The sequence below is a fragment of the Ruegeria sp. YS9 genome, assembly GCF_024628725.1.
GTDB classification, from domain to species: Bacteria; Pseudomonadota; Alphaproteobacteria; order Rhodobacterales; family Rhodobacteraceae; genus Ruegeria; species Ruegeria atlantica_C.
The window spans coordinates 347,465-365,334 of record NZ_CP102410.1; the positions used below are offsets into that span (position 1 = coordinate 347,465).

Annotated in this window: 16 protein-coding genes; 7 read left to right on the top strand and 9 right to left on the bottom strand. The window is 58.4% G+C overall.

Annotation, left to right across the window (positions count from 1 at the left end):
* Nucleotides 1–2 precede the first annotated feature (2 nt).
* Nucleotides 3–1,226: a 5-aminolevulinate synthase gene (hemA, locus tag NOR97_RS17930; RefSeq protein WP_257601370.1), complete on the bottom strand. Its 1,224-nt coding sequence runs from the start codon at nt 1,224–1,226 to the stop codon at nt 3–5.
* A 187-nt stretch (nt 1,227–1,413) separates the two neighbouring features.
* Here hemA and NOR97_RS17935 point away from each other — a divergent pair, with 187 nt between their 5' ends.
* Both NOR97_RS17935 and NOR97_RS17940 read left to right on the top strand, forming a co-directional pair.
* Nucleotides 1,414–2,106 carry a Crp/Fnr family transcriptional regulator gene (locus NOR97_RS17935; RefSeq protein WP_170345468.1) on the top strand — a complete coding sequence of 231 codons (693 nt, stop codon included), beginning with the start codon at nt 1,414–1,416 and terminating at the stop codon, nt 2,104–2,106.
* Between the two features lie 134 nt (nt 2,107–2,240).
* Nucleotides 2,241–3,272 carry a D-cysteine desulfhydrase family protein gene (locus NOR97_RS17940; RefSeq protein WP_257601371.1) on the top strand — a complete coding sequence of 344 codons (1,032 nt, stop codon included), beginning with the start codon at nt 2,241–2,243 and terminating at the stop codon, nt 3,270–3,272.
* Between the two features lie 85 nt (nt 3,273–3,357).
* On the opposite strand, the gene NOR97_RS17945 is transcribed toward NOR97_RS17940, so the two are convergent.
* The 8 genes from NOR97_RS17945 to NOR97_RS17980 all read right to left on the bottom strand — a co-directional run bounded on the left by NOR97_RS17945 (nt 3,358) and on the right by NOR97_RS17980 (nt 12,369).
* Nucleotides 3,358–6,678 (bottom strand): AAA family ATPase, encoded by a 3,321-nt coding sequence (locus NOR97_RS17945; RefSeq protein ID WP_257601372.1) that lies wholly within the window; start codon nt 6,676–6,678, stop codon nt 3,358–3,360.
* A 187-nt stretch (nt 6,679–6,865) separates the two neighbouring features.
* A complete protein-coding gene (locus NOR97_RS17950) occupies nt 6,866–7,243 on the bottom strand; it encodes a VOC family protein (RefSeq protein WP_257601373.1) in 378 nt (125 codons plus the stop codon).
* Nucleotides 7,244–7,246: 3 nt separating this feature from the next.
* Nucleotides 7,247–7,795, bottom strand: a complete 549-nt coding sequence (locus NOR97_RS17955; RefSeq protein ID WP_170345465.1) for a thioredoxin family protein — start codon at nt 7,793–7,795, stop codon at nt 7,247–7,249.
* Nucleotides 7,796–7,916: 121 nt separating this feature from the next.
* Nucleotides 7,917–9,176: a TRAP transporter large permease gene (locus tag NOR97_RS17960; protein WP_257601374.1), complete on the bottom strand. Its 1,260-nt coding sequence runs from the start codon at nt 9,174–9,176 to the stop codon at nt 7,917–7,919.
* A complete protein-coding gene (locus tag NOR97_RS17965) occupies nt 9,173–9,706 on the bottom strand; it encodes a TRAP transporter small permease (RefSeq protein WP_257601375.1) in 534 nt (177 codons plus the stop codon). Before NOR97_RS17965 ends, NOR97_RS17960 begins: the two co-directional genes overlap by 4 nt.
* Before the next feature lie 63 nt (nt 9,707–9,769).
* Nucleotides 9,770–10,744, bottom strand: a complete 975-nt coding sequence (locus NOR97_RS17970; protein WP_170345462.1) for a TRAP transporter substrate-binding protein — start codon at nt 10,742–10,744, stop codon at nt 9,770–9,772.
* Nucleotides 10,745–10,767: 23 nt separating this feature from the next.
* Nucleotides 10,768–11,310: a 3-hydroxyanthranilate 3,4-dioxygenase gene (locus NOR97_RS17975; RefSeq protein ID WP_152460347.1), complete on the bottom strand. Its 543-nt coding sequence runs from the start codon at nt 11,308–11,310 to the stop codon at nt 10,768–10,770.
* A gap of 105 nt (nt 11,311–11,415) precedes the next feature.
* Nucleotides 11,416–12,369, bottom strand: coding sequence for a dihydrodipicolinate synthase family protein (locus NOR97_RS17980; protein ID WP_170345461.1), 954 nt, complete (start codon nt 12,367–12,369; stop codon nt 11,416–11,418).
* A gap of 146 nt (nt 12,370–12,515) precedes the next feature.
* Between NOR97_RS17980 and NOR97_RS17985 the strand changes: the two genes are divergently transcribed.
* The 5 genes from NOR97_RS17985 (at nt 12,516) to glp (ending at nt 17,707) form a co-directional block, all read left to right on the top strand.
* Nucleotides 12,516–13,289, top strand: a complete 774-nt coding sequence (locus tag NOR97_RS17985) for an aspartate dehydrogenase (RefSeq protein WP_257601377.1) — start codon at nt 12,516–12,518, stop codon at nt 13,287–13,289.
* A 2-nt stretch (nt 13,290–13,291) separates the two neighbouring features.
* A complete protein-coding gene (locus NOR97_RS17990) occupies nt 13,292–14,257 on the top strand; it encodes a LysR family transcriptional regulator (protein ID WP_257601378.1) in 966 nt (321 codons plus the stop codon).
* Nucleotides 14,258–14,339: 82 nt separating this feature from the next.
* Nucleotides 14,340–15,770: an NAD-dependent succinate-semialdehyde dehydrogenase gene (locus NOR97_RS17995; RefSeq protein WP_257601379.1), complete on the top strand. Its 1,431-nt coding sequence runs from the start codon at nt 14,340–14,342 to the stop codon at nt 15,768–15,770.
* Nucleotides 15,771–16,122: 352 nt separating this feature from the next.
* Nucleotides 16,123–16,470, top strand: a complete 348-nt coding sequence (locus NOR97_RS18000) for a hypothetical protein (RefSeq protein ID WP_257601380.1) — start codon at nt 16,123–16,125, stop codon at nt 16,468–16,470.
* A complete protein-coding gene (gene glp, locus NOR97_RS18005) occupies nt 16,463–17,707 on the top strand; it encodes a gephyrin-like molybdotransferase Glp (RefSeq protein ID WP_257601381.1) in 1,245 nt (414 codons plus the stop codon). Before NOR97_RS18000 ends, glp begins: the two co-directional genes overlap by 8 nt.
* The last annotated feature ends 163 nt before the right edge of the window (nt 17,708–17,870 follow it).

The window sequence follows — 17,870 nt, forward strand, 5'->3', positions numbered from 1 at the left end:
GATTACTGAGCGGCCTGTGGGATCCGCGCGATCTGACAACGCTGCCAGAGCGCCGACAAGGCACCGACCAGATGATCGATATCCTCATCCGTGTGGACCGGGGACGGCGTGATCCGCAAACGCTCGGTGCCCTTGGGAACAGTGGGATAGTTGATCGGCTGGATGTAGATGCCGAATTCTTCAAGAAGCGTATCCGAGATAAACTTGCACTTCACCGGGTCGACCACCATCACAGGGATGATATGGCTGGGGTTCGGCAGATGCGGTATCCCTTCCGCATCCAGCCGGGTGCGCACCTGTTCCACACGGGCCTTTTGCAGATCACGCTCGGCGCTTGACTGCTTCAGATGTTGGATGGATGCGGCGGCACCTGCGGCGATCGAAGGCGGCAGGGCAGTGGTGAAGATGAAGCCGCTGGCAAAGCTGCGAACGAAATCGCACAGCGCTGCCGAGGCTGCGATGTAGCCACCAACCACGCCGAAGGCCTTGCCCAACGTGCCCTCGATCACGGTCAGGCGATCCATCAGGCCCTCGCGCTCGGCAATGCCACCGCCGCGCGGGCCATAGAGGCCGACGGCGTGAACTTCGTCCAGATAGGTCATCGCGCCGTATTTGTCGGCCAGGTCGCAGATTTCCCTGATCGGCGCGATATCACCATCCATGGAATACACGGATTCAAAGGCGATCATCTTGGGCGCGTCGGGGTCGGCGGCAGCCAGCTTGGCCTCCAGATCCGCAAGGTCGTTGTGTTTCCATATCACCTTCTGCGCCCGTGAGTGGCGGATGCCTTCGATCATCGAGGCATGGTTCAGCGCATCAGAGAAAACGATCAGACCGGGGATCTTCGCAGCCAGCGTTCCCAGAGCGGCCCAGTTGGACACATAGCCCGAGGTGAACAGCAGAGCGGCCTCCTTGCCATGGAGATCTGCCAACTCTGCCTCAAGCAGAACGTGGTCATGCGTCGTGCCCGAGATGTTGCGCGTTCCGCCTGCACCGGCGCCACAACGTTCCAGCGCATCGTGCATGGCGTTGATGACCGCAGGGTGTTGCCCCATTCCCAGGTAGTCATTCGAGCACCAGATGCGAACATCCCGCTGGATTGACCCATCGGTCTGGCGTGCGTTCGGGAAAGCTCCGCAACGTCGCTGCAAGTCGATGAAAACCCGATAGTTCCCTTCCTCTTTCAAAGCGTCGAGGCTCTGGCTGAAAAATCGCTCGAAATCCATCTGACATGCTCCCCGGATAACTGGCTGTGAACCGACCCTAGGGCAGCGACGGGCGCTACGACATGACAATTGTCAAGTTGATCTTCAAGAAAAAGACTGGCCCTGACACGCCGACTTTGGCATAGCAGGGCATTGGGGATGATTACCCGGGCCATCGCCCGGACTGGATGAAGAAGGGAGTGCCTTCATGCCACACGAGGCACAAAAGGCGATTGCGCGGCAGTCTCTGCTTCTGCGCAGCCTGCCGGATCAACATGTGGATACTTTGCTGCGGCAAGCGATTTGGCGGCAATATGACCGTGGCGAGACGATCTTTCTGCAAGAGGAAGAAGCCAAGGCTGTACACGTTGTCCTGGCCGGATGGGTCAAGCTGTTCCGCATCTCTCCGACCGGGGCGGAGGCGGTGGTGAGCGTTTTCACCCGTGGAGAAAGCTTTGGTGAGGCCGTTGCGCTGCGCAACGTACCGTATCCCGTGTCCGCCGAAGCCGTTTCAGCCTGTGAAGTGATGCATATTCCCAGCCCTGTGCTGTTGTCCCTTATGAAGGAAGACCCGGAAATCGGCGTTTCAATTCTGGCTGCGACGTTCACGCATCTGCATGCTCTGGTGGCGCAGCTGGAGCAATTGAAAGCGCAAACCGGGGCGCAACGCGTTGCAGAGTTTCTGTTGAACCTGTGCGATTGTGATTCCGGTCGGTGCGAGGTGGAACTGCCCTACGACAAGATGCTGATCGCCGGACGTCTGGGGATGAAGCCCGAAAGCCTGAGCCGCGCGTTTTCGCGATTGAAACCCGTTGGCGTCAAGATCGACAGGAACCACGCGGATATCGCCGACATGGACGATTTGCGCAACTACGCCGAAAGCGACACCAGCGAGAGGTGATTGATCACCGGCGGCCGGCCCGCTTCAGCAAGGGGTTCAGTCGGGCGCTTTTGCGCGTGACCGGCTGTCTTTCACGCTTTCCAAAACCTCATTATCCTGATCAGCAGTGCCATCCATCGGCACGAGTCGTTTGCATGAAAATGAAGGGCACCTGGTCCATGATAGACGCAGCGCTTTCAAACTATCCCCGCGCAAGGTTGATGACATCGGTCACACCGGTCGAACGGCTAGAGCGACTTTCTGACCAATTGGGGCTGGATTTGTGGATCAAGCGCGACGACCTGACCGGGCTCAGCTTCGGCGGAAACAAGACCCGTCAGCTGGAATTTTACATGGGGGAGGCGCTGAGGCAGGGGGCGGACACCATCCTGATCACGGGTGCCGTGCAATCCAATTTCGTGCGCACTGCGGCGGCAGCGGCGGCAAAACTGGGAATGTCATCCGTTCTTCAATTGGAAGACCGCGTGGCGCATATGGGAGAATTCTACCATCGATCCGGAAATGTTCTTCTGGCCCAGCTTCTGGGGGCTGAACACATGAGCTACCCCAAGGGTGAGGACGAGGCGGGCGCCGACAACGCTCTTCACGAACGCGCCGACCAACTGGTGGCTGAGGGCCGAAAACCATACGTGATCCATCTGGGCATCGATCACCCTCCGCTGGGGGCATTGGGCTATGTGGCGGGGGCGGCCGAGTTGCATACTCAGGTCAGCGATTTCGACGCGGCGGTGGTGCCGTCTGGCAGCGGGTCTACCCATGCGGGGTTTTTGGCCGGATTGCGTTTGGTCGGGCAGTCTGCACCAGTCTACGGCATATGCGTGCGTCGCGATCAGAACCAGCAGAAAGCGCGTCTGCAAAAGGTCCTGGGGCGATTGGCAACCATGATGGGTTTCGACCCTGCCTTGGTCATGGAAGACATCTGTACCTGGGGCGGCGCTTTGGCTCCCGGATATGGGCGGATCGGTCGGGCAACCCGCGAGGCGTTGACCCTGATGGCGCGCTCCGAGGGCATCTTTCTTGACCCTGTTTATTCCGCCAAAACCTTTGCAGGTCTTCTTGGACTGCTTGAACAAGGCGTCATCGAAAAAGGCCAGAAAGTTGTTCTGCTGCACACAGGTGGCCAACCGGCGTTGTTCGGATATCAGGACGAGTTGCAACCGAGTTGACGCAGCGAAGCATAGCGCGTGGGGTCCTACGGAGCGACGGGATGGATGGAAGGCTGTTGCCCGCCGAACTGGCCGGGAAAGTACTCTACGACGCTTTCGAGTGATTGAGCAAAGACATGGCTTGCACGACATCGCGGGATTGCGCGCCATCAACGATCGTGGCCAGAATCTTTCCAAGATCAGGCGGCGAGGCCGGTGTGCAGCCAAGTTGGCCGCAGGTTTGCACGTAATCCACCGCTGTGCGCAGTTCGAACATTCTTGCCCGCTGTTTGCGCGCGGTTTCCAGAGCCTCCGCGAACAGATCATCTGCGGCAGTTTCCATGGACCGCGCCAACGCCTGTATCCGATCTGTTTCCGCTTGAGCCCACCCTTCATGGGTCAGTGCCTGCTGTTCACGTGCTTCATCCAGCAGGCGCTGCGCGGCCTTCGGTTCGCCCGCTTTTAGTGACGCTTCGGCAAGGGCCGTCAGGAACACCGGCTTGTAGTTTCCAGCCCCGCTGGCCCACCAGGCTTCGGACGCCTCGCGCATTGCTCGGATCGTTTCCGGGCCAGGCGTGATCTGCGCGTCTGCCCAGCATCGCCAGACATTCGCCGTCAGTATCATGAAGGGGAAGGTGTGTTTGGTCGCCACTTCTTCAAGGCGGGCGACAACGTCGTAAACCTGTTCCGGTTCACGCCGCAACAGGTGCAGCATACACAGATAGGTCAGGGTCTGGGCCAGACTATGCGCGTGATTGAGTTTCCGCGCCGCCGAGATCGCCCGCTGCTGGATTTCGAGCGCGCGGTCCGGTTCTCCGCGCAACCAGGCCGTTATGCTCAGGAAACAGGATGTAATGGCGGCATGATCCGTTCCATAGACATAGGCGAGGCGGCTGTGCTGCTGTGGATCATACAAGTGCAGCGCTTGCAGCAGATGATCGTGGGCCGCGTCCAGATGTCCGATATGCAACATGACGGCACCCATGGCCCGGAGCGCAATCATAGTGTGATGCGTTTCCCCGGTCAGATTGGCCAGCTCCAACAACTGCGCCGCGACGTCCTTGGCAAGGTCGTATTCACCGCGGACAAGATGATACGCGTAGAGCCCATTGAGCACAGGAAACAATTGTTCCGTTTCACCCAGCCGATTGCACAAGTCGCGGATCCGGGCATATACGGCTCCCGTTTCGTCGGCCGCGATGCCAGCGGTCGAACGAAGAACGCCAGCCCGCAACGTTTGAATTCTGGTTTCCTTGCGATCGCGGTCAACCGAGTCTTCCTGCCGTTCCAACAGCGCGATGGCACGCCCCAGTTGAGTGGCCGCTTCGATCCCGGCTGAGCGTTCTACGGCACGTTGTCCGGCCAGATACCATTGTTCAATCGCTTCATCCGGTAAATCTGCCATCGTGTAGTGATGAGCCAGAATTTCCGGTTCGGCGAAATCGTCATGCAATGACGAAGAGTTCAGTGCTTCGACCACACGCGCATGAAGCGTTCGCCTCTCGCGTTTCAGCAGGCTGTTGTAAGCGGTGTCACGAATGAGTGCGTGACGGTAACTGAACGTTTCCTCGGGCTCTGAAGCTGAGACAATCACGATCCCGGCATCCACCAATGAATCCAGGCCGGAACGTAACGCCCCCTCATCGAAACGGGAAACGCTTGCAATCATCGGATAAGAGAATTGCGGGCCAATGACAGCACCAATCTGTGCGACTTCCTTGGCCGAGCTCAGTCGGTCAAGACGAGCCATCAACGCGTCATGCAGTGTTTTCGGCACAGTTGGTGATGGCGTGGACCGGTCGATCGTATAGGCGTCGGCGCGTTCAGTCAGAAGATCGGATTCCAGCAGATCTTTCGTCACCTCTTCTACGAAAAGCGGGACACCGTTGGATCTGGCAGCAATCAGTTGGTGAACTTCGTCCGGGACGGTTTTGCCTTTGGCAACGTCGTTCACGATCTCTTTGACCTGCGCAAAGTCCAGTTGTTGGAGTGCGACGTGCACCAGGTTGTGTGATTGTGGCCAGCCCGGATCAAAGCCTGTCCGAAAACTCGTGACCATCAGCAGGCGCGCGTCCTCTATCCGGGTCACAAGCTGATCAAGCAGAGTCTTCGTCGTTGGATCGATCCAATGTGCATCTTCAAACAGCAAGAGGGTCGGGGTTTCCTGCGCCAAGCCGATCACATGATTGACCAGCATGTCCAGCGTCTGCTTCATGATCTGCTCAGGCGTCAGATCCAGCGGGCCAAGCCTGTCTTCAAACGGGATCGACAACAGTGCCGCAGCCAGTTTCAGTGACCCTTCAGAAGGATCGCCCAGGACGCTGTGGATCTTGTCCAGTTTTTCGTTCGCACTGTCACCGGCCCGCAGGTCGGCCGCGCTTTCAAGCTGGCGAATGATCGGGTAGAGCGCACTTGCGTCATGGAAGGGTGAACACTGAAATCGAAGCTGTCGGTGTTTTGCGCCCGGCATCGTACGGCAAAGCTCTTCGATCAGCCTGGACTTTCCTATGCCCGCCTCGCCCGAGACCAGCACCACCTGACCTTGACCCTGGCGGGCCAGCCTCCACTTGCTTTGAAGGGTTTCGTGCTCCTGCGCGCGCCCGACCAATGAACTCATCCGGGCGTCGTCTGCCGCGAGGAAGCGGCTGAGAGTCTGGCGCGTGCCAGTGACCTGCCAGGCTTCGACCTCTTTGGCAAAGCCTTTCAATTGAAAAGTGCCACGGCGCACATATTCGAACGCATCACCCGCCAGTTCCCGTGTCGTCGGCGCGACGATCATAGTCCCCGGATCAGCCATCGACTGGAGCCGTGCGGCCAGGTTCGGGGTCTCGCCCATGGCGGTGCCGTCTTCGAACATCTTCTCTCCCCGCAGGTCACCGACGACAACCAAGCCAGTCGCGACCCCGATGCGGACTTCAAGATGTGCATGCGTGCGGATTTCCGGAATTTCACGAACGATCCGAAGACCTGCATGAATGGCGCGTTCCGGATCGTCCTCGTGCGCGTGCGGAAAGCCAAAAAACACCATGATGCCATCGCCATAGTAACTGGCGACATGCCCGTCAAAAGCGGCGACCGCGGCGGCGCAGGTTTCCTTGAACAGTCTCAGAACGTCGGCCAGATCTTCAGGGTCCAGCTTCTGCGATATCGCTGTCGACCCAACAAGATCGATGAACATGACCGTCAGCTGTCTGCGCTCGGCAACGATGTTGGGTTCCTGACTTGCGCGTTGTGTTGCTGCGGGCCCTTGGTTTTCTTCCCGCATGGCTTTCAGAAAGCGGCGTCTGGGTCCCAGGGGCAGGCCGATCGTGACGAGGTCATCGTCACTCAGTTCCGGAAGATCGCCCAGCTCGATCTCGTGCCGAGAAAAGGCATCGACATATTTGGACAAGCCGTGCCTGGCCAGCCAGTCCTTAATATCAGTCATTCGACTGCCATGCATGTCGGCGGTGGCGCGATGCCATGCAGCCCCCATTTCTTTTTGGCCAGTACAATTTACCCGGGAGTAATCAGGAGAAATCAAACCCTATCAAGGACTACCCAGCAATTCGGGTCAAGTCTTCAAATTGAGAGAGAAACTGTTTACTGGCCAGAAATACCGGCGACTTTCGCCCTTATTCGTCAGCCGGAAAATCGATGTGGATATGATTGCCGTCCGGATCCCAGACATTCAACTGCACTATATCGACTGCCGTCAGATCCGCACGATGATAGCGAACATCGTTTGTTTTGAGGTGAGCTTCGAAACTGTCCAAACCGTTCGCCGAAAAGGCGAAATGCTCGAGCTTCAACTCGGTCTCCGATCCCGCGGCTGCGGTCTCGACACCGACCAGATGCACGTACGCGTGTTCACCGACATAAAGCCAGGCTCCGGGAAAGGGGAAGGGCGGGCGTGGACCGACCCGCATCCCCAGCACGTTGCAGTACCATTCGATCATCTCATCCAAACGCGTGGTGCGCAGGTTGACATGATCCAGTGAAGCGATCCCCATGACCTAACCTCGGGTCCACTTGATCGAACATCCCATTGATGGAATCTGGTCCTGGGGACCTTGTCCGGTCTCGGCAATTTGCAGCATCGCATTGACCAGCTCCGGTTCGCGCTCGCCTGTCTGGCCGCGGCCGAGATTGTCCAGACGGCCCCGGTACTGCAACTTTCCATCCGCATTCAACCCAAAGAAATCGGGTGTGCAAACAGCACCATAAGCCTTGCCTACGGATTGATCTTCGTCCACGAGATAGGGAAAGTTGAAGCCATTCTGCCTTGCGAATTCCAGCATGTTCTGCGGTGAATCTTCGGCGTAATCGCGATAGTCGTTCGACATGACCGCCAACACGCCGATCCCTTTGGACATCAGCAGATCCGTGTCCTGCGCAAGCCGATCCGTGATCGTTTTGACATAGGGGCAATGATTGCAGATGAAGGCGATCAGCAACCCGTTTTGCAGGTGATCGGACATCGTGAACGCCTGACCGTTCGGGTCTTTGAGCGTGAAGTCCGGGGCTTTCCAACCGAAATCGCAGACTGGAGTGTCGAGCAGCATGATTATCCTTTTTTGTGACCAATTTGCGTGTTCAGACCAGCTTAGCTGACGGGCACCGATAAGTAGAGCGTGATTTCCGGCGCCATGTCTGCGACGGAATGCGCCTGCAAACGCATCTGACTCAGATCAGCAGCGTTGACAGGCTTGGGTAATAGCTGAGCAGAAGCAACACCAAAGTTACCGCGATCAGGAAAGGCCAAAGCGATTTCAGGATTGAACCGGGCGATGTGCCGCTCATGGATGAGGCGATGTACAATCCGATCCCGACCGGGGGCGTCAGCAGCCCAAGCACAAGGTTCAGGCAGGCAACAATGCCGAACTGATAGGGGCTGATATCGTATGAACCGGTTGCAATCGGCAGCAGGATCGGCGTGATCAGGATGATCGCGGCGATGCCATCGATCACCATTCCAACCAGCAAAAGCGCAAGGTTCACGATCAGCAGGAACACGAACGGGTCCGAAGTGACGGAGGTGATCAGCCCTGCCAGTTGCTGTGGTATTTCCTCATAGATGATGACCCAGCCGAACACGCTGGCGGCCGCGATCATGAACAGGATCATCGAGGCATTGGCCGCCGTGCGTTTGAACATCTGTGCCAGGTTGCTCGGCTTCAGATCCCCGTAGACCAACCAGCCCACCAGAAACGCGATCAGGGACGCGATTGCGGCGGATTCGGTCGGTGTGGCGATCCCGAACAGAATACCGCCTATGATCGACATCGGGATCAGCAGGGCAGGGGCGGCGCTGATCACGGCCTGAACGGCTTCGGCACGCGTCATCCAATGCCCTTTCGGAAAGTTCTGCCACCAACCGATCAGGGTGATAACCGATGCAAATGCCCCAGCCAGGATCAAACCGGGCAGGATTCCTGCAATGAACATGTCACCAATCGGGATCTGAGCCAGAACACCGAAGATGACAAACATCATCGACGGCGGGATGACCGGAGCCAGCAGTCCGCCCGCGGCCGTCGTGGCAGCGGCGAAACCCTTGTCATAACCTTCTTCCTCCATCGCGGGGACCATGGCGCGCGACATCACCGCGATCTGCGCCGTCGCAGACCCGATGATTGCCGCCATGAACATGTTTGCCAGCAAGTTGATATAGGCCAGCCCGCCGCGAAATCCGCCGACAAACACCCGCGCCAGCGCGACAAGGCGCCGGGTCATGCCGCCTTCGTTCATCAATTCCCCGGTCAACATGAACAGAGGAATTGCCAGCAGGCCGTAATTCTCAAGACCGCCGAACATCTTCTGCGCGAAGCTGTCATAAAGAACCGTGTTGCCGCTTTCCCAGATGTACCAGATGGCCGTGATTGCCAGCACGATCGCCACGGGCACGGACAGAAGTAAAGTGGCCAGAAAGACGATGGGGCTCATGGCTGTGCCTCTTGCTCTGGGGTGCTCAGCAGATGCATGGTGGAATGCAGCGTTGCACCCAGTGCGAAAAGCCACATCACCAACCAGAACAGGTACTTCGGCAGGCCCAGGGTCAATGTTGGCTCGGCATAGATGAAATTGAATGTCTGACCTTGAAACGCCGCCACATCAAATCCGTTGCTGGCAATGTCCAGCGGAAGGAACCAGCGCCAGCAGAACCACAGCATCGCAAGGGAAAAAGCAAACACGACCACGTCCACACTCTTGCGGATCAATCGTTTCGCGCGCTCCGGCACGTTGTCGGAAACGATGGAGATCGACACCGAACTGCGATGATGCAATGCGGAAGACGCGCCCAGAAAGGTCATCCAGACCATCGCGTAGATCGCCAGCTCATCGACCCAGAACAGGGCGTTGCCCGCCGTGCGCGTCACGACATTCAGCAAAATCAAAACCGTTATGCAAACCGCCAGAAAGGCAGCGCACCACAACTCGACCCGCGCCAAGCCTGCCGACAGCCGATACAACATCGCTGTTCTCCCGCGAAAAAGGGCGCAGGATCGAGCTGCGCCCCTTTCGTCATGCCGTTTTCGTTATTTTGTTTCTGCCGCAGTCTGCCGCAAAGCGTCAAGGGAAGAGGTCTTCTGGGACCAGATCCCATTCCATTCTTCGATTGCGTCGCCGAAGAACGAGGCGTCGACCTTTTTGTAGGCTTTGCCAGTGCCCTCGATCTGCTCCAGCCATTTGGCATCGTTTTCAACGTAGGCATCAATGGTGCTGTCGACATGCTTGGCCATAAGGTCCGCAATCATCGCGCGGTCTTCTTCGGACAAACCAGCCCAGACCTTGGCCGAAACCAGACCGACCATCGGGAACATCATGTGATCCGACTGCACGATCGTGTCGGCGTGCTCATAATATTTGAGCACCCAGATCAACTCGGCGTCCATGTCGATGGCGTCGACCTGACCATTGGCTAGCGCATCATAGACGGCAGGCAAGGGCATGGGCGTGGGTGCTGCCCCCACCGCGTTGTAGAAATCCAGGATCGGCGTGAAGGGCGTGATCCGCAGTTTAAGGCCCGCCAAGTCTTCGGCGGATGATACCTCGCCCCGGCTGACGATCTGGCGCAATCCGGCCATCCCGTATCCCAGCCCAACGACGCCTACCTGCCCCGGCAAGGGTTCCAGCATGGATTTGGCGGTGTCAGACCGCAGAATGCGCCCTGCGTGCCCTATGTCATCTGCCAGATAGGGCGCATAAAACGCCCCCAACTCGGGCGCGCGGTTGGAGACCTCGGCCACCGTCATGAAGGCCATGTCCAACGCGCCGGTCTGCAATTGTTGCAGCATTTCGGCCTCGTTCCCCAACTGGCGGGCCGGGAAAACCGATACCGAATGCGCGCCACCACTGGCCTCATTCAACTCTGCCCCGAACGCTTCGGCGGCCTTGGTCCAGATATGCGGTGGCGGCGTGATCAGACCCAACCGAAACTCTTCGGCGTGAACGGCCACAGCCGACAGTGCCAACGCAGCCGCAGCGGCGGCGGTTTTTGCGAAATGTTTCATTACTTCCCCTGTTTGATCTTGTTTTACAACGTGACCCAACCCTCGGGCGGTTCCTTTCCCGGGTGCACAGCCTGACAATTGGGGCAGGTGCGGTCTTGTTCCGAGGCATAGAACTTCTGATAAACCGGAGGCAGGTCATCAACGATGGACTTTAGCTGCATTTCTGCACGATGCACCAGTGATCCGCATTCGAAACAATACCATTCGATGGCGTCCAGCTCTCCGGTCTGGCGCTTGGGTTCAATTACAAGCCCGATCGAGCCTTCCTGAGGGCGCTGTGGTGAATGGCGCACATGCGGAGGCAGCAGGAAAACCTCGCCTTCACGGATCGGAACATCATAGAACTCCTCTCCGTCATAGATTTTCAGCACCATGTCGCCTTCAAGCTGGTAGAAGAATTCTTCCACCGGATCATCGTGATAGTCGGTTCTCTTGTTCGGACCACCCACAACAGTGACCATCAGATCGGCGTCTTCCCAAACCTGACGATTCCCTACGGGCGGCTTGAGCAGATGGCGATGCTCGTCGATCCAGGCCTTAAAGTTGAACGCTTTCAGTTTTGACATGTCCCACTCCCTATCCCGGAAAGTTTGGCGCGTTTTTCCACAACCGCAAAGAAATTATCAGCATCTCGCTATCCGATTTCCTTATACTGCCGGGCCTCACCCGGCTCAGACGCGCAGACCGCTTTCATCAAATGCTTTGCGAATGATCGCTTTTTCCGCGTCGGTCAGTTCCAGCATCGGCGGGCGCACACGGCCACCGACCTGACCCAGCAACTCTTGCCAGTATTTTCCGAATGCAGTGGGTTTGCCCGCGGGACGCGCGCGTTTCATCGCATCGCGGACAGGGTTCAGGCTGTCAAAGACACGCCGCGCTTCATCGGCCTGTCCCGCAAAGGCCAGGCGCGTGTATTCGTTCATCCGCTGATCGACCTTGCTTTGCAACTGATAGGGCGGGGACGAACAGAGATACAGCTTCCAGTCCAGTTCCAGTATGTTGTCCAGCCATTCATGTTCGGCCGAGGTCGAGACGTGGATCCTGTCGCCCACCATATGGGTCAGCTTCACGTACATCTCACGCGGAACCGAGTACTTAATGGCGACGATATTCGGCAAATCCGCAATGCGGGCGCATTCTTCAGGTTGCATCAAATAGCCGCTGTCAGGATGGCTCCACATGGCGATGCCGATATCCAACTCATCGCAGAAGCGCTTGTAATACTGGTACAAGACCTCGCCACGATCCTGTACGAAGCTCAGAACCGGGGCGTGAAGTACGATGTAATCGGCACCGCAATTCTGAGCGTGATGGGCCAGTTCCAAGGCCGTATTCATGTTCTGATCCGAAACCGAGACAATTACTCCGGCTTTGCCCGCGCATTCGTCAACGGCAATTTCGAAGTTGCGTTTGCGCTCTTCGATGCTCATTGAAAAAAACTCGCCCTGTTTGCCGGCGACGAAGAGGCCCTGAATATCCAGATCGTCGATCCAATGGCGGATGTTGGCGCGCAGTCCCGATTCATCCAGAGTCAGATCATCTTTGAACGGGTTCAGTGCCGCTGCCCATATCCCCGTCATATGTTCGCGGGCATAGGCCTTCGCGTCGTGTTTTGAGTATTTCATTTCCAACGTGGTCCCCGTGGCTTCATCAGGAACAAAACACACCAGGCGGGTCGGTCCAGTGCCATTTCAGGGAAATGGCTATCGGAAAAAAATATACCACCAAGTTACCAATTCAGATTTCTTCAATGCTGGTCTAGGGTCCAGACATGAAGATCGCAGTCATCGGAACCGGCGCAATCGCGCAATATGTGCAGCGCATGTTGCCAGAACATGGGCATGAGTTGGCAGCCATTCTGGTCAGGCCAAAGCGCGTTGATCCTAAATCGCCCAAGTCAGTTGGTTCGGTTGATGACCTGCCGGCCGGAATCGAATTGGTTCTGGATTGCGCGGGGCACGAGGCATTGGCCGGGTTGGGTCCGGACATTCTGGCGCGAGGGCTGGATATCATCAGTGTCTCTGCCGGTGCGCTTGCGGATCAGCAGGTCAGTGACCGGCTGGACAGGGCCGCGCGAAAGGGTGGGGGGCGGCTGCATCTGGCAAGCGGCGCCATAGGCGGGCTGGACTGCCTCAGCGCCGCAGCGGTCGGTCCGCTCAAATCCGTCACATATGTGGGGCGCAAGCCGCCGGCGGGTTGGAAGGGATCACTTGCTGAACACAGTCTTGACCTCTGCAGTATCACCGCGGCTGAAACTCATTTTCTGGGTTCCGCGCGAGAGGCGGCGCTTGCCTACCCCAAGAACGCAAATGTCGCCGCTGCCGTCGCCTTGGCAGGTGTGGGGTTCGACAGAACGCAGGTTCGTCTGATCGCCGATCCGACGATCCACAAGAACATTCACGAGGTCGAGGCCGAAGGTGATTTCGGCACTTTTCAGTTCCGGATCAGCGGCACCGCGCTGCCCGACAACCCAAGAAGTTCGGCGCTTGCGGCCATGAGCGTGCTGTCCAAGCTGGATCAGCTTAGCAAGCCGATTGTGCTGTAGCCATGGTGGGGCGTCATTCTCGCATCGTGGACCGCGCCTTGACCCGCCTGAAACTGCGACAGCTGCGTCTGCTGGTTGCCGTGGGTGCGCATGGAAACATTCAGAATGCCGCGCGTGAGCTGGGAATATCTCAGCCAGCGGCAACCAAGATGATTCAGGATCTTGAACTGGACTTCGAAGTCAAGCTGTTCACGCGCACCAACCGAGGCGTCGTGCCAACGGTTTTTGGCGAAACTCTCATACGTCACGGGAAGCTGATATTTGCGCAGGTGTCGAATGCCGCGCAGGAACTGGACGATCTGAACGAAGGAAATTCCGGCCGCGTCGTGGTGGGAACACTGCTTGCAGCGTCAACCAGCTTGCTACCTGCCGCCATTGAACTGCTGCTGAAAGACCGCCCGAACGTTGCAGTCAAGATCAGCGAAGGTACCAACGAGGTGCTCATGCCCCGGCTGCTGTCGGGTGAGATCGACATGGTTGTAGGGCGGCTGCCGTCGCACCGGCATCGCGACAAGATACGACAGGAAAAACTGTTCGAGGATCGGATATTGGCAATTGTCGGCCCTCAACACCCGCTGGCTGGGCGGGACGCCGTGACCTTTGCGCAAACCAAACCGTTTGGCTGGATCCTGCCCCCGCAAGAGACCACGTTGCGACGTCAGGCGGATCATTTTTTCGTCGGTCAGCAGCAATATGTGCCACCGGTCGCCATTGAATCCGTGTCCTACCTGACGAACCGGGCGCTGCTGCAATCCCGTGACCTGATCGGCCTTATGCCTGCCGAGGTCGTCGACCAGGATATCGAAAACAACCATCTTGCCCAGCTTGCCTGGGAGGTTCCGTTCGGGCAGGGGCCAATTGGAGTGTCCTTCCGCGCCGACGGCGATCTGTCGCCTGCGGGGCGCGCTTTCAAAACGGCTCTGCATCGGGCGGCACAGAGCAGACAGACCAGATATTCGCCGATTTGATATCCGTATTCGCGCAATGCGCTTGAACTCATACGAGGCATCGCGCGATCAAAAAAGCAAGGCAAACGGAGGCGCCGGTTTCATGTATCCAGAACTCAAGCTGTTCATCGGTGGCACGTGGCGAAAAACCGGGCGCGATATCCCGGTTGTCAACCCGGCGACCGAGGAAGAACTCGGCCGATTGCCTTGCGCATCGGTGAAAGACCTGGATGACGCTCTGCAATCGGCTGTCGAAGGCTTTCGGCTGTGGCGCCGCACATCGCCGCGGGAACGCGCGGATACGATTTTGCGGGCGGCAGCCCTCATGCGCCAGCGACAGGAAGAGATCGCGCAGTCTATAACTCTCGAACATGGCAAGCCCCTGAAACAGGCCCGGCTGGAGGTCATTCGCGGCGCCGAGTTTTTTGAATGGGATGCGGGCGAGGCGATGCGGACCTATGGACGGATCATTCCGGCCGCTCAGGGCCACAAGTTTGCAGTTCATCACCAGCCCGTCGGCGTTGTTGCGGCATTTTCGCCGTGGAACTTCCCCATGAGCCAACCTGCCCGGAAAATCGCCGGTGCTTTGGCCTCTGGCTGTTCGGTGATTCTGAAAGCGGCAGAAGAAACGCCTGCCGGAGCTTTGCACATAGCAAAAGCGTTCGAAGATGCCAGTCTGCCAGCAGGGGTTCTGAATTTGGTGTTCGGTGAACCGTCCGAGATATCCGGCCACCTGATCCCGCAGGACCCCGTTCGCTTGGTGGCCTTCACGGGCTCGACGACCGTCGGGCGCCATTTGACCACTTTGGCGGCCCGGCACGACACCCGTGTGCTCATGGAGTTGGGCGGCCACGCGCCGGTCATTGTTTGCGAAGATACGGATGTGCAATCGGCGGCTGTTTCAGGCGCGGTCCGCAAAATGCGTAATGCCGGTCAGGTCTGCACGTCGCCAACCCGTTTCTTCGCGCATGAGAGTATTTTTGGCGCCTATGCGGCCGGGTTTGTTGCAAGGGCCAAAGCCACGGTCGTCGGCAATGGGCTTGACGCAACCGTTGAAATGGGCCCAACGGCCAACGACCGGCGCGTGCCGGCCTTGTCAGATCTGGTTGAAGACGCGGTGGCACAGGGGGCAACGCTTGCCACAGGCGGATCGCGGCTTGGTGAACGGGGATATTTCTTTGAACCCACGGTTCTATTGAACGTTCCCGAAACGGCGCGGATCATGCGCGAAGAGCCGTTTGGACCGGTTGCGGTGATAAACTCGGTGGCTTCGCTGGATGAGGCGATCGATCTGGCGAATTCAGTTCCCTACGGGCTGGCGGGTTACGCTTTCACCAACCGGGCGGATTACATCGACCGTCTGATCGACGAGGTCGAGGTCGGCAATCTGTCGATCAACACACTTGAAGCATCCATGCCTGAAACGCCTTTTGGGGGCGTGAAATCCAGTGGTTACGGCCGGGAAGGCGGAACCGAAGGCCTTGAGAATTACATGACGGTCAAGAACGTCTGGCATTCGGCCGGGATCTGCTGAAAAAGATCCCGACATCTGCACTTGTCGACTTTTTCGCGGCCAAGCCAGCCTATTTCCTTTCGAAACCGACCAAAGGGCCAGCGCAACGCTGCGGGTGTGATTTCAATACCTGCGGAACCAACAGAAACTGCGGAACCAACAGAGGCGGCAATGTACCCTTCCCGATGGAGCGCCCGAACAGCGGATCATGACCTATGTCAATGACAGTTAACCCGCCGTGCTGTCCATTGGCCGGGAATTTCCGGCCGGACTGTGCGACAAAAGCCATCGCTTCCTTTTGCCGGTGATGATCAGCGTTTCGGCTGACCTGCTGGGGGGGTCCCGCCGGGCGGCCTGAACTCCGGAGGGACGGATGAACACTTGGCTGACGCTATCTGCACCAATCCCTGCCTGGGATACCGTGGGCTTCAAGAGGTCGTCGAGAGGGCCCACCGCAACGTCCACCCCTGGCATGGGCTCTGACTGCGCGCGCGTATTTGAGCTTTGCGGCCAACCCGAGCCGGATTTGTCGTCCGGAAAAGAAGGCGGCGACGGCATAGGTCGCGCCGCGCATGGTCTGCATAACATGGGTACGCTGCCGGTCGTTGGTGATCCCAACTCGGATTTGGAAGCGGTCAAGGCCGGTCTGCCCAATCTCGATCCGGCCGAACAGCCGGGGTTCGCAGGACCCTTTATGTTTTCGGAGACTCAAAATGGCTGATGGATGCGCCTGTGACCGCCACGCCCACATGTATCTGACTGTAGATGACGCCCTTCAGCGCGGTCTTTCCGTCGCCGATCCTGTTGCCGAAACCGAGATTTTGCCGCTGGAACAGGCGATAGGCCGGGTTCTGGCCGAGGATTGCGCCAGCAAGGTCGACATGCCTGCCTTCGACAACTCGGCCATGGATGGCTATGCCATCTGCACCGGTGATCTGGGTGACGGGCCGGTGTTCGAGCTGCCCATCGCCGGGCGCGTGGCTGCGGGTGACTGTGGCGACCATGATGCCCCCGAAGGCAGCGCTTTGCGCATTTTCACGGGCGCTCCGGTGCCGCCTGAATTCGATGCCGTGTTGATGCAGGAAGACTGCGATCTTCTGAACGACAGGATTCGCTTCAGCCGACGCCCGAAACCGGGCCAGCATATCCGGCGCGCGGGAGAAGATCTTTGTGCCGGGGGGCTGGTCCTGCGAGGCGGCTGTGAAATTGGACCGCGTGAGGTGGCAGCCCTGGCATCCGCCGGGTACGGCGAGGTCCTGGTGTTCCGAAAACTGAAGGTCACGATCTTTTCGACAGGCAGCGAACTGCGCCAACCGGGTGAGCCCCTTGGCCCCGGCCAAATCTACAACTCGAACCGATATATGCTGCTGGCGCTGTTGCAAAAACCCTGGATCGAACTGACCGACCGGGGGCCGGTCGTGGATGACCCGACCCGTCTGGAACAGGTTCTGCGCGAGGCGTGCGATGCCTCGGATCTGATCGTTACAACCGGGGGGGTGTCTGTTGGGGATGAAGACCACATGCCCAGACTGTTCAGTGAGATCGGCGGCGAAACCGATGTCATGAAAGTGGCGATGAAGCCGGGTAAACCGGTCATGTTCGGGAGGCGCGGGCATGCTCTCTATGTTGGTCTGCCGGGCAACCCTGTTTCGGCCTATGTGACATGGCAGATAATCGGATCGCAGATGATGGCGCGCCGTGCGGGTCTGCGCCACAGGCCTCAGATACCTGTTCAGGCCGTGCTGGCTGAACCCGCGCAGCGCCACGCGGGCCGGCAGGAATACCGTCCGGTCCAGATTGACGGCACCTCGCCCGATGGCCTTCCCAAAGTGCGTCTGATGGCACCATCCTATAGCGGCCGTGTTGCCTTGCTGGCGCAGGCAGACGGGTTGGCGATCATACCCGCTGAGATCGAAGACCTGCCCGCCGGGCATACGCTTGAATTGTTGCGGTTCTGATCCCCGCTAGACAGGTGCGTTGCCTTTATTCCTGCAACTGCAACGCCGCGGTCATGGTGGGCAACCGGAGATCGGCCGGATGGTTGGCATCGCGTTCTTCGCGCGATGGCTGTGCCGGCCCGTGATGCATGCACCGGAAAACCGTCAGGTGGCGCGACAATCA